Source organism: Pseudomonas sp. NPDC089554, from assembly GCF_050280645.1.
Lineage (GTDB): Bacteria > Pseudomonadota > Gammaproteobacteria > Pseudomonadales > Pseudomonadaceae > Aquipseudomonas.
This window is the reverse complement of sequence record NZ_JBNNVR010000017.1, coordinates 401-12,274: the sequence shown is the minus strand read 5'-3', so window position 1 is coordinate 12,274 and position 11,874 is coordinate 401. Positions and strand designations below refer to the sequence as shown.

The following is an 11,874-nucleotide window of genomic DNA, read 5'->3' as shown; positions in this document are numbered from 1 at the left end:
TCACTTGTCCCGGGCGCTGCAGGGCAGGCCATCCGGGCCTTGTACCGCGCTGCAGAAGCGTTCGGCCTGCTTGGGCAGGTTCGGCTCGTGCAGGTATTTGTTGCCCTTGGCGTCGCGCTGGATGTCGAAGGCGTCGTACAGGCGGTCGTCAGCGGTGTAGGTGCGCACGCTTAGGCGGTTCTTCTCCACCGCGATGGTCTGGAACAGCTGGGTGTCCTCTGCGCTGCGGTCGGGCTGGGTGCGCGCCCGGGAGTTGAGGCCGTACATCTTCGAGCCGGTCACCGACACCATGTACACCGGGCCGATCGGCTGCTTGGCCTGCTGCGCCCGGCGCGTGGCGTCACGCCCGGCGGCGTGGGTCAGGCGGCTGTAGCAGTGGTCATGGCCTTGCAGCACCAAGTCGACTTTGTAGCGCTCCAGCAGCGGTTGCCAGGCGGCCTTCAGCGCCAGGGTGTCCTCGGGCCGCGCGCAGGTGTAGATGGGCTGGTGCATGACCACGATGTTCCAGGTCGAACGGCTGGTCTTCAGCGCGTTTTCCAGCCAGCGGGTCTGGTTTTCGAGGGTGCCGAGGTCGAGCGCCGAGGTGCCGTCCAGCACCACGAAGCGCACGCCCTGGAAGTCGCTGATGTAGCTGGTGTCGGGCACGCCCTTGGCGCCGTTGCGTGGCAGGGCGAACTGGGCGGGGAAATGCTCGCCCAGGGTGCGGCTTTCGCTGCCATCGGCCAGCAGGGTGTCGATGTACTCATGGTTGCCGGCGGCCACCACCTGTGGAATGGCCGAGTAGGCCCAGCCGCCCGCCTGGTTCCACTCGCCCCATTCATCGTCATGGGCCAGTTCGTCGCGGCTGGCGACCAGGTCGCCAGCGTGCACGATCAGCGCCGGTCGGCTGACGCTACGCAGCGCCTGGCGAATGGTGCGCGAGGCCACGTTGAGGATGTCGTTCTGGGTGTCGCCCAGGTAGAGGAAGGTGAAGGGCGCGAAGCTCTGCCGTGCGGTGCGGAACTGGTGCCATTCGCTCCAGCCGGCGCTGCCCTTGACCCGGTAGACATAGGCGGTGTCGGGCGTCAGTTGCTCCAGGCGCACTTGGTGGTAGTTGGAGGGGCCGTTCTCGGCATCCAGGCGTCGGGTGTGGCCGGTGAGCTGCTGCGCCTTGGCGGTCACTTGCGGCCCAGCCAGGGCGGGGCCGAACTCCAGCAGGCCGGTGTCTTGCAGCAGGTCGGTACGAAAGCTGATGGCCATCTGCGTGGCGGCGTCGGCGCCCGGTGTCAGCACGATGCGGTCGGCCAGGTTGCCGGCGGCGTAGGGCTGGCCGGGGGAGTGAGGGGCCGGCTGTTCGGCGCAGGCCAGTGGGCTGGCCAGGGCGGTGGCTAGCAGCGTGGCCAGCAGCAGGGGGCGATGCATGTGCGGTTTCCTTGGGTAAGCCTGAGGTGCGTTGGAGGGCCAAGGAAACAAAGGCCCATGACGGTTTGGTTACTTGACGGGGGGTCGATTCGGCTCAGGTGACCGCTGCTGGAAAAGGCGATTTTTCAGCTTGTCTTAAGCATCGACGAGCCAGGCGTCGGCGATGTCGGCGGCCATGTGCAGCGCCTTGGCAGCCCGATGGGAAGTGGGCTGGCCAGGTGTTTTCGCCACAGCCAACGCGGCCTTCTTGCGCAGGCGACGGCACGCGCTTGCAGCCGGTTGAACAGGTCAATTCAGCTCAAATCGTCGGAAAACGCCCGTAAAAATGGGCTTTCCAGGCCCCGACGGCGGAGCCTGTCACGCAAGTGCCACAAAGGATTTCTAGCTTTCGCTGCCATTGCCTGGTGTGCCAGGGCCATCGAAATGAGGGGTTCAAAGTGGCAAAGCCATTTCGTCATATCCGCAATGCCGGGTTTCGCGTCAGCCTGCTGGCCATCTCCATCAGCGCCTCGCCCAGCTGGGCAGAGGAGGCGATCGAGCGCGTCGAGGTCATCGGCCAGGCCGCCAGCATCGACAAGGCGCTGCGTGAGCAGAAGAACGCCGACACCATCAAGAGCGTGGTGCACGCCGACGGCGTCGGCCAGTTGCCGGACGACAACGCCGCCGAGGCCTTGCAGCGCATTCCCGGCTTGTCGGTGGAGCGCGACCAGGGCGAAGGGCGCTTCGTCAGCGTGCGCGGTATCGCGCCAGACCTGAACAGCGTGACCATCAACGGCACCCTGGTGCCAGCGCCGGAAGGCGACCGTCGCGCGGTGGCGCTGGATGTGCTGCCGGCGGAGCTGGTGCAGTCGCTGTCGGTGGTCAAGAGCCTGACCCCGGACATGGACGCCAACTCCCTGGGCGGCACCATCGAAGTAGAGAGCCTCTCGGCGTTCGACCACGATGGCCTGTTCTACACCCTGTCCGGCGAAGCCAGCCACGACACCAATGTCAGCAAGGACAGCCCCAAGTTCTCGGGTGCCATCAGCGACCGCTTCAGCCTCGGTGATGGCACCGACAACTTCGGTGTAGCGGCTGCCTTCAGTTGGCAGAAGCGCAAGTTCGGTTCGGAGAACGTCGAGACCGGCGGCGCCTGGGACTTCGACGATGGCGCACGCTTGGAGGAAGTCGAGCAGCGCGACTACGAGATCACCCGCGAGCGCACCGGTTTCGGCCTGAACTTCGACTACCAGCCGGACGACTATTCCAATTACTACCTGCGCACCCTCTACAGCAAATTCAAGGATACCGAGACGCGTAACGCGGCCGGCGTCGAGTTCGCCGATGCCCAGGCTTCCGGCGAGCGGGGCGATGCAGAAGGCTGGCGCGACCTGAAGTCGCGCCAGGACACCCAGGAAATCCAGTCCTACGTGCTCGGTGGCGAACGCATGATCGAGCAGTGGACCATCAGCGGCCAGGCCGGCTACAGCCAGGCCACCGAAAAGGACCCGGGCGGCATCGCCGGCGCGAAGTTCGTCGGCGACTTCACCGATGTCGGCTTCGACGGCACGCGCAAGCCGTACCTGAGCGTGGGCGACGCATTCTATGACCCGCGCTCTTTCGAGCTGGACGAAGTGGAGTGGGAAAAGGTCAGTGGCAAGGACAAGGAAAAGAACATCCGCCTGGACCTTGCCCGCGACTATGAGCTGTCCGGCCATGCCGCCCAGGTGAAGTTCGGCGGCAAGGTCAGCCGTCGCGACAAGACCAGCGATACCGAAGTGTGGGTCTACGACGATTTCAGCGGCGTCAACCTGGACGGCTTGCAGAGCGGCCATGTCGACTACGGCCTGGGCAATATCGGCAATGGCATTGGCGCCGGGGCCATCAAGGACCTGATCGGTGGGCTGGATCGCAACCAGTTCTATGACGAGGAGAATTCGCGCATCAACGACTTCGACATGCGCGAAGACATCAACGCCGCCTACCTGATGAACACCCTCGACGTCGATGACTGGCGCTTCATCGCCGGCCTTCGCTACGAAGGCACCGAGTTCGAGGCCAAGGGCACGGGCCTGCGCGATGGCGTATACGAGGACACCCAGAGCCGCAACCGCTATGACCACTGGTTGCCGGGGCTGCATGCGCGCTACCAGATTTCGCCGTCCACTGCCGTGCGCGCGGCCTGGACCAACACTGTGGTGCGCCCGACCTTCGGGCAGCTGGCGCCGGGCTTCGCCATCGACGGTGGCGATGCCAGCTTTGGCAACCCGGACCTCAAGCCGCTGGAGTCCAGCAACTTCGACCTTGGCATCGAGCATTACATGGGCCGTGCCGGCGTGGTGTCGGGCTTCCTGTTCTACAAGGACATCGACAACTTCATCTACAACACCGACCTGGCCGGTAGCGGTGCCTGGGCCGACTTCGACGAAGCGTTGAGCTTCGAGAACGGCAGTGGCGCCAAGCTGTATGGCATCGAGCTGGCCTACTCGCAGCAGTTCGACTGGCTGCCAGCGCCGTGGAACGGCCTGCTGGTGGGTGCGAACCTGACCCTGAGCAAGTCCGATGCAAGCATCGAGGGGCAGGGCGCCAAACGCTCCATCGACTTGCCGAACCAGTCCGATACCGTCGGCAACTTCATGGTCGGCTGGGAAAACGACCGCTTCAACCTGCGCGTGGCCGCCAACTACAAGTCCAGCTACCTGTACGAGATCAGTTCGGTGGCGGACAAGCGTTACGACTTGTACGTGGACGACCAGTTGTTCGTCGACATCAAGGCGGGCTACTTCATCACCCCCGAACTGCAGCTGACCTTCGAGGCGCAGAACATCACCGACGAGTCCTACTACGTCTACACCGGACGCCGCAGTTTCAACTCCCAGTACGAGGAGTACGGCCCGACCTACAAGATCGGCCTGACGCTTACCCATTTCTGACGTAGACCGCAGGCCCATTGCCTGCGCGCCGAAGCCACCGAGCCATCGATTCAGGAAGCTTTCAATTCATGCGTATCTTCCACCTGTCCCTGTTGGGACTGTGCGTTGCCCTGGCCGCCTGCCAGAGCAACGACGGGCAGGAGCCCACTGCGGCCAAGCCGACGCTGACGCTCAGCGACAAGCTGATCGCCAGCGAAAATACCCAATGGCTGGCGCCATTGCAGTTTCTCGAAGGTGCCCAACGTTTGCAGGTCGCGCGTAGCGGCGTGCAGGTGATCGGTCGCGAAGGCCAGGTCGTCAGCGAATGGCAAGGCCGTTTCGAAACCCTCGACCACCGCGCCGATGACAGCGGTTTGCTGGTCGCAACCCTCGATCGCAAGCGTCAACAGGCGGTAGTGGCGCGGATCGATGCCGAGCGGCAGTGGAGTGCGCCGCGCTATCTGCCCAAGACTCGCTTCGCCATCGAGGGGCTGTGCCTGTACCGCGACGAGGCACGCAACGACTTCCTCTTCCTGGTGGGGGAAGAGGGCATTGGTGAGCAATGGCTGGTGGCCGAGCAAGGTCGCCCGCTGACTCAGCCGAGCCTGGTTCGGGCCCTGAGCTTGCCGCCAGAAAGCAGCTTCTGCCAGGTCGACGACAGCTCTGCCAGTCTCTACATCAACGAGGAGAACGTCGGCTTCTGGCGCTACGAGGCCGGTGCCGAGGCGCCATTGCTGCGCGAGCCGGTGGAGCTGGTAGCGCCCTTTGGTGAACTGAACAAGGCGGCCGCTGGGATGGCCGTATTGCCCAATGCGCTGCTGCTGGTCGATGCTGAAGCGGGCAACTTGCACCTGTTCCAGCGCAGCGCGCAGCAATGGCAGCGTGCCGGCGTGGTGAGCCTGGCGGGGCTCAACGAGCCGGAGCAAGTCAGTGCCCGCGCCACGGCAAAGGGGCTCGACCTGTTGCTGGTCGACGACGACGGCGCGCGTAGCGCTTCTCTGAATTGGCAACCTACCCCGGTGGCGCCTCTTGCGACCAGCCCGGTGCTCGCGCCGCTGGTACAGACTGCCGGGGTGCCGAGCCTGGGCGATGCTGCGGACGACCCGGCGATCTGGATCAACTCCGCCCATCCCGAGCGTAGCCGTGTGCTGGGTACCGACAAGCAGGGCGGCCTGCTGGTCTATGACCTGGCTGGCAAGCAGTTGCAGGACCTGCGCGCTGGCCGCCTGAACAACGTCGATGTGCGCCCCGGTTTCCAACTGGGTGATCGCCAGGTCGACCTGGCCGTGGCCAGCAACCGCGATCGCAACAGCCTGCACCTGTTTGCCATCGACCCGACCAGCGGCGTGCTCGCCGATATCGGCCAGGTCGCCACGCCGCTCAAGGACATCTACGGCCTGTGCCTGTTCAAGGATCGCCAGGGCGCCATCCACGCAATCGCCAACGACAAGGACGGCACCTTCCTGCAATACCGCCTGGGCAGCTCCGGCGGCAAGGCCAGTGGCCAGCTGGTGCGCACCTTCAAGACCCAGACGCAGCCCGAGGGTTGCGTGGCCGATGACCGCAACGAGCGCCTGTTCATTGGTGAGGAAGACGTCGCGGTATGGGCGCTGGATGCTCGCGCCGATGCGCCAACGACCTTCGAGCAGGTCATCGCCGTTGGCGGCCCGGTGAAGGACGACATCGAAGGCCTGGCCCTCTACCAGGGCAAGCAGCGTGACTACCTGGTGGTCTCCAGCCAAGGCAACGACAGCTATGTCGTGGTCGAGGCGCAGGCCCCCTACAGGCTGCGTGGCAGTTTCCGTATCGGCCTGAATGCCACGCTGGGTATCGATGGCGCGTCGGAAACCGATGGCCTGGAAGTCACCTCTGCCAACCTTGGCGGCCCTTGGCGCGACGGCCTGCTGGTGGTGCAGGACGGCCGCAAGCGCATGCCCGAAGGCAACCAGAACTACAAGTACGTGCCCTGGGCGGCGGTCGCCGCTGCGTTGGGCCTGGAGTGAGGCGAGCGGCGTTGCCACTGTCATCAGTGCGCAACGTCGTGGTCTTCCAATGTGAGCCATGGGGCTCGAGCAATTGAAGGAATCCGTGATGCAAAACCAAGCTCACCTTGAACACATGACTGTCTGGAGCCTGATTACCGAGGCGAGCATCGTGGTGCAGGCCGTGATGCTCTGCCTGGTGCTGGCCTCGCTGCTGAGCTGGTACCTGATCGTCCAACGCGGCGCCATACTAAGGCGCAGCGAGCAATCGGCCAGGGCTTTCCTCAAGCGTTTTCGCACCGAAGAGGTCGGCGGCCTGTACCGCGAGGGGCAGCAGCAGGCGCTTGCCGCCGATGCCGCCCTGCAACGTATCTTCCAGGCCGGCTACCAGAGCTTCGGCCAACTGCAACCCCATGCCAGCAATAGCCCGGAAGCGGTGCTCGAGGGCGTCGAGCGTAGCCTGGCGGTGGCCATTGCCGAACAGGAAGAGCGCCTGGAAAAGGGCCTGCCGTTTCTCGCCACCGTGGGTTCGGTGAGCCCGTATATCGGCCTGTTCGGCACCGTGTGGGGGATCATGAATTCATTCCTTGGGCTGTCCCAGGTGCAACAGGCCACGCTTTCGACAGTGGCGCCAGGCATCGCCGAAGCGCTGATCGCCACGGCCATTGGCCTGTTCGCGGCGATTCCGGCAGTAATGGCCTACAACCGCTTCTCGGCGCGCAGCCAGACCCTGATCGCCCGCTACTACAGCTTCGGCAACGAGTTGCAAGGGCGCTTGCAGCGCTGCTTGAACGGCGCGGCGCCAAGCATGGCGGCGGCGGCCTAGGAGGCGTGAGCGATGCTGGTTCGACCGAATCGAAAGCACGGCCTGAAAGCCGAAATGAACGTGGTGCCTTACATCGACGTGATGCTGGTGCTGCTGGTGATCTTCATGGTCACAGCGCCAATGCTGGTGCAGGGGGTGCAGATCGAGCTGCCCAAGGTGGCCGCCGAGGCGCTGCCAACGCCCGGTGAGCAGCGTATCGTCACGCTCTCGGTGAAACAGGACGGCAGCTTCTACTGGAACCTGGGCAGCGAGCTGGACATCGTGGCGCAGACCGACAGCGCGGTGAACAAGGACGAGATGCGCGAGAAGATCGCCGCCCTGGTCGCCGCCAGCCCGGACACCCAGGTGTACGTGCGCGCCGACCAGCACGCCGACTACGCGGCGGTGGTGGCCGGCATCGCCGAGTTGCAGCGCGGCGGTGTCAGCCGGCTGGGCCTGATCACCGAGGCGCCCTGACATGAGCCACCTGCCTTTGGAAATGTCCGCGGCCAGTCTCGCTTGGCCGGCCTGGCGTGAACATGGATTCGCCTTTGGTGTGGCATTGGCCCTGCATGCCGGCCTGGCCTACGTACTGCTCAACCTGTCGCACCAGGCGCCGATGCCGACGCCGGTTTCCGCGGTCATCACTACCCAGTTGGTGACCTTGCCAGCACCGGTGGTGCAACCTCCGGCGCCGGTGGCTGCCGAGCCACCAGCAGCACCAGCACCAGCTCCCGTGCCTGAGCCAGTGGTCGAGGCGCCGCCGGTCGAACAGGCCGAGCTCGCCTTCAAGCGCGTGGAGCAAGAACGCAAGGAAAAGGCCAGGCAGGTCGAGCGCGAGCGTCAGCTGCGTCGTGAGGAAACGTTGCGACAGGAGCGTCTGGCGCGTGAGGAGCAGGAGCGCCAGGCGCTGAAAGAGCAGCAACTGGCCCAGGCCCGCCAGGCCGAGGTTGATCGCCTGGCCGCAAGGAATGCCCAAGCCGCTGCTGCTCAAGCGCAGGCCGACAGTCGACAATACCTGCCGATCGCCAAGCAGGCGCCGGATTACCCAGCGCGCGCCCTGGAACGCAAGATCGAGGGCGAATGCACCGTGGCCTATACCGTCAATGCCGTCGGTCGGGTGGAAGACCCCAAGGTGGTGGGCGACTGCCACCCGATGTTCGTCAAGCCTTCGCTGGCGGCGGCGAAGACGTTCCGTTACCAGCCCAGGGTGGTCAACGGCCAGGCGGTGGCCGTGGCGAACGTTAAGAACACGTTCAGCTACAAGATCCAGTAAGCAACGGGCGAAACACGGAAAATAAAAACACCGGAAATAAAAAAGCCAGCTTGTGGCCGGCTTTCGGGGACGGTCTTGGCTAATTTTTGGTAAGCCGCAATCGCCTTAACAGGTTGGCCATGAAGGCCTGGAAAAGAAGGCAAGTGACCGTGTGAGGCACCGCCAGTTGCCCTGGCGCACGGCGGTTAGCCGGGGCTGGGCAAAATGTGCCGCGTAGCATACGCGCGCAAGTCAGGGTTGCCCAGCTGAAATTGGCACTGCTTGTTTCAACCTGGCCGCTGGCGGCTGAACCAGGACCACCAGAACACCCAGCCGAGAATCTGCAAACCCTGGGCTTGGCGTTGGGCGGTGGTGTAGCGCTCTGCCGCGTAGTTGCGCCGGTCGTGGCTGTGCAGGCACAAGGTGCCGTTCTGGCCCAGGCTCAGGCTGTGTACACGGAGCTGGCCATCGTGCAGCAAGGCGTAGATCTGCCCGTCGATCACCCGGGTCAGGCTGCGGTCGATGGCCAAGGTGGCATCCATAGGGATCAATGGCGCCATGTTCGCGCCGGGCATGTGCAGGCACAGCGCGTCTTCCGGCAGAACGCCCAAGGCCTCCAAGGCCTGGACGGGCAGGCGCAGCTGGCCTTGTGCCTGCTCGGCAAGGGTGCCGTCCTGCAGACCATGCATGGCGATGCTCACCTGTGGGCCGTCATAGCCGTGTTGCAGCGGCGGTGGCGGTGGCTTGGGCATGCAGGGGCGCAGGATCGGGCTGGGGTGCTTGGCGCCTTCGCCGCTACGCAGCCAGTGACGGTGCACGCAGAACAGGTCGGCGATCTCGTCGAGGCGTGCCAGGGGAACGCCGCGCTTGAACCAGTTGTTCACGTGCTGAGGGGTGACGCTGCGCTGGGCTGCGAAGTCGGAAGGGGTCAGGTTGCACTCCAACAGGAGGGCCTTCAGTCGGTCGCCGGATGTGTTCATACGGGCGAGTCTAAAGGCGCTTTGGGTGTAGGGGAATGAACCTGTAGTTGAGGCGGGTTGTAGGAGAAAGTCCGGTTTGCGGGATGTTGGCGAAGGTCTGTGTAGGAAATTTTTCTTCAGCTGGAAGGCTATTGCCCTAATCCAAGCGCTGGGCATAAAAAAACCCTGCCGGAGCAGGGTTTTTATCGAGTCGATAAATCAGGCTTTCTTGCCAGCTTCGATCGATTTGGCGATTTCGGCGCGGGCGGCGTCGGCGCCTTCCCAGCCTTCGATCTTGACCCACTTGCCCTTCTCGAGGTCTTTGTAGTTCTCGAAGAAGTGCTGGATCTGCTGGATCAGCAGGGCCGGCAGGTCGGTGTATTCCTTCACGTCGACGTACAGCTGGGTCAGCTTGTCGTGTGGAACGGCCAGGACCTTGGCATCGCCACCGCCGTCGTCGGTCATGTTCAGCACGCCGACCGGACGGGCACGGATCACCGAGCCTGGCGCCACTGGGTAAGGGGTCACGACCAGCACGTCCAGCGGGTCACCGTCGTCACCCAGGGTGTTGGGGATGAAGCCATAGTTGGCCGGGTAGAACATCGGGGTGGCCATGAAACGGTCGACGAACAGCGCATCGCTGTCCTTGTCGATCTCGTATTTGATCGGCGCGTGGTTGGCCGGGATCTCGATGGCGACGTAGATATCGTTGGGGTCTTCTTTAGGCAGAATCTTGCTGTAGCTCATTGGGTGTTGCCCCCGGTAGATGGCCGAAAAAGTGGCGGCGATTATAGGCACATTCCGACGGGCCATGCCACGGCTGACAGGATGTGCGGACGCGTCAGGCGTGGCTTTCGCGGTAGTCGGGGTGTTCGGCCTGTAGCCGGGTCAGGCGGGCCAGCGGGTCCTGGCGGTAGAACAGCGCAAGCTGCTGGTAGACCTGGGGGTAGGCCTGGTGCAGCAGGTCGGGCGCGCTGAAGAAATATTCGCAGGTGACGGCGAAGAATTCCGCCGGGTTCTCGGCCGCGTAGGGGTCGATGGCGGTCTCGGCGTCGGGGTCGGCATCCAGCTGGCGGTTGAGGTCGTCGAAGGCCTGCTGCATGGCCTGGGCCCAGTCGCCCACCGACATGCCCTGGTGCAGCGGTGGCAGGCCATTGGCATCGCCGTTGAGCATGTCGAGCTTGTGCGCCAGCTCGTGGATCACCAGGTTGTAGGCTTCCCAGCCGCCACCGGCCAGCACCCCGGGCCAAGCCATGATGACCGGGCCCTGCTGCCAGGCCTCGCCGCTGTGCTCGGCGTCCCAGGCGTGCTCCACGCCGCTGGCATCGCGGTGGCGCTGCGGGCTCTTGAAGTCGTCGGGGTAAAGGATCAGCTCGTGAAAACCCTGGTACCAGTTCAGCTCGCCCAAGTGCAGCAGCGGCAGTTGCGCCTGGGCGGCGAGGAACAGCCGCTGCTCGTCGTCCAGCTCGACGCCGGGCAGGGTGGTGAGGTGCTTGTCGGCCAGGAACAGCACGCTGGCCTCGCGCAGCCAGCGGTCTTCCTCGTCGGTGATGCCGTCGAGCAATGGCAGGCGCTGGCGAATCGCCTGCCACAGCTGGGTGCTGACCGGGTAGCGCGCCAGGGTGCGCTTGCGCCGCCAGGCGCGCAACGACCACATGGTGCGGTCAGTGGGCCTTGACGGCGCGGCGGCCCAGGCGGCCGCGCAGCAGGCCGAGGATCATCGGCACCAGCGACAGGATGATGATGAACACCACCATCAGCGACAGGTTCTGCTTGATGAACGGTACATTGCCGAAGAAGAAGCCCAGGGTCACCAGGCCGCCAACCCACAGCAGCGTGCCGATCACGCTGAAGGTGAGGAAGCGCGGGTAGTGCATGCGGGCGATACCGGCGACGAACGGCGCGAAAGTGCGCAGGATCGGCAGGAAGCGCGCCAGGGTCACGGTCTTGCCGCCGTGGCGTGCGTAGAAGTCGTTGGTGCGTTGCAGGTAGTCGCGGCGGAAGATCTTCGAATTGGGGTTCTGGAACAGGCGTTCCCCGGCCGTTCGGCCAATCACGTAGTTGGTGCTGTCGCCCATGATCGCGGCGATCATCAGCAGGCCCGCCAGCAGCACCGGGTCCATGCCGCCGCCTGCGGCCACGGCGCCGGCGATGAACAGCAGTGAATCGCCCGGCAGGAACGGCATCACGACCAGGCCGGTCTCACAGAAGATCACCGCGAACAGGATGGCGTAGATCCAGGGGCCGTAGTTGGTGACCAGCAGGTCGAGATAGGCATCGAGATGCAGGATGAGGTCCAACGGGTTGAATTCCATGTACAGCACCTGTGTTCATGACCCGCTTCTTACGGGCGCGCGATGACGGACGGCGTCGTGGGCGTGGGCAGGTTCACCAGGGAAGAGGTAACTTTTCACACGTGACGGAGGGGCATTATACGGCGAAGTCGTGAAGATGCCCGGGGAGTTTGTAGCGGGGGGTTACGGATTTCGAACGCAGTGGCAGCCCTGGCAGGCGCGCTACCCAGGTTGGCAGTGCATTCCCGAGGGGGGGGGACGCGAGGGTGCCGAGGGGTTGCAACAAG

At 64.4% G+C, this 11,874-nt stretch carries 10 protein-coding genes; 5 read left to right on the top strand and 5 right to left on the bottom strand.

What is annotated here, in order from left to right:
- Positions 1–1,401 carry a metallophosphoesterase gene (locus ACQKPE_RS07770; RefSeq protein ID WP_427664663.1) on the bottom strand — a complete coding sequence of 467 codons (1,401 nt, stop codon included), beginning with the start codon at positions 1,399–1,401 and terminating at the stop codon, positions 1–3.
- 437 nt (positions 1,402–1,838) lie between these two features.
- Here ACQKPE_RS07770 and ACQKPE_RS07765 point away from each other — a divergent pair, with 437 nt between their 5' ends.
- From ACQKPE_RS07765 to ACQKPE_RS07745, 5 genes are all read left to right on the top strand, one after another.
- Positions 1,839–4,313, top strand: coding sequence for a TonB-dependent receptor (locus ACQKPE_RS07765; protein ID WP_427664661.1), 2,475 nt, complete (start codon positions 1,839–1,841; stop codon positions 4,311–4,313).
- Positions 4,314–4,381: 68 nt separating this feature from the next.
- Positions 4,382–6,295 carry a phytase gene (locus tag ACQKPE_RS07760; RefSeq protein ID WP_427664660.1) on the top strand — a complete coding sequence of 638 codons (1,914 nt, stop codon included), beginning with the start codon at positions 4,382–4,384 and terminating at the stop codon, positions 6,293–6,295.
- 88 nt (positions 6,296–6,383) lie between these two features.
- Complete coding sequence (gene tolQ, locus ACQKPE_RS07755; RefSeq protein WP_427664658.1) at positions 6,384–7,100, top strand: protein TolQ; 717 nt, start codon at positions 6,384–6,386, stop codon at positions 7,098–7,100.
- Between the two features lie 12 nt (positions 7,101–7,112).
- Positions 7,113–7,556: a protein TolR gene (gene tolR, locus ACQKPE_RS07750; protein ID WP_427664656.1), complete on the top strand. Its 444-nt coding sequence runs from the start codon at positions 7,113–7,115 to the stop codon at positions 7,554–7,556.
- Between the two features lies 1 nt (position 7,557).
- Complete coding sequence (locus tag ACQKPE_RS07745) at positions 7,558–8,355, top strand: TonB family protein (protein WP_427664655.1); 798 nt, start codon at positions 7,558–7,560, stop codon at positions 8,353–8,355.
- A 266-nt stretch (positions 8,356–8,621) separates the two neighbouring features.
- Here the strand turns inward: ACQKPE_RS07745 and ACQKPE_RS07740 are convergent, their stop codons facing one another.
- From ACQKPE_RS07740 to ACQKPE_RS07725, 4 genes are all read right to left on the bottom strand, one after another.
- Positions 8,622–9,314: a LexA family transcriptional regulator gene (locus ACQKPE_RS07740; protein ID WP_427664653.1), complete on the bottom strand. Its 693-nt coding sequence runs from the start codon at positions 9,312–9,314 to the stop codon at positions 8,622–8,624.
- 198 nt (positions 9,315–9,512) lie between these two features.
- The gene (gene ppa / locus ACQKPE_RS07735) at positions 9,513–10,040 is read right to left on the bottom strand and encodes an inorganic diphosphatase (RefSeq protein ID WP_427664651.1); all 528 of its coding nucleotides are present in this window, start codon (positions 10,038–10,040) and stop codon (positions 9,513–9,515) included.
- 94 nt (positions 10,041–10,134) lie between these two features.
- The gene (locus ACQKPE_RS07730) at positions 10,135–10,950 is read right to left on the bottom strand and encodes a zinc-dependent peptidase (protein WP_427664649.1); all 816 of its coding nucleotides are present in this window, start codon (positions 10,948–10,950) and stop codon (positions 10,135–10,137) included.
- Between the two features lie 7 nt (positions 10,951–10,957).
- Complete coding sequence (locus ACQKPE_RS07725; RefSeq protein WP_427664647.1) at positions 10,958–11,608, bottom strand: DedA family protein; 651 nt, start codon at positions 11,606–11,608, stop codon at positions 10,958–10,960.
- Positions 11,609–11,874: the final 266 nt, after the last annotated feature.

Coding starts and splice junctions, on each gene's coding strand:
- ACQKPE_RS07770 (WP_427664663.1), bottom strand. CDS start 1,401: ATGCATCGCCCCCTGCTGCTGGCCACGCTGCTAGCCACCGCCCTGGCC.
- ACQKPE_RS07760 (WP_427664660.1), top strand. CDS start 4,382: ATGCGTATCTTCCACCTGTCCCTGTTGGGACTGTGCGTTGCCCTGGCC.
- tolQ (WP_427664658.1), top strand. CDS start 6,384: ATGCAAAACCAAGCTCACCTTGAACACATGACTGTCTGGAGCCTGATT.
- tolR (WP_427664656.1), top strand. CDS start 7,113: ATGCTGGTTCGACCGAATCGAAAGCACGGCCTGAAAGCCGAAATGAAC.
- ACQKPE_RS07745 (WP_427664655.1), top strand. CDS start 7,558: ATGAGCCACCTGCCTTTGGAAATGTCCGCGGCCAGTCTCGCTTGGCCG.
- ACQKPE_RS07740 (WP_427664653.1), bottom strand. CDS start 9,314: ATGAACACATCCGGCGACCGACTGAAGGCCCTCCTGTTGGAGTGCAAC.
- ppa (WP_427664651.1), bottom strand. CDS start 10,040: ATGAGCTACAGCAAGATTCTGCCTAAAGAAGACCCCAACGATATCTAC.
- ACQKPE_RS07730 (WP_427664649.1), bottom strand. CDS start 10,950: ATGTGGTCGTTGCGCGCCTGGCGGCGCAAGCGCACCCTGGCGCGCTAC.
- ACQKPE_RS07725 (WP_427664647.1), bottom strand. CDS start 11,608: ATGGAATTCAACCCGTTGGACCTCATCCTGCATCTCGATGCCTATCTC.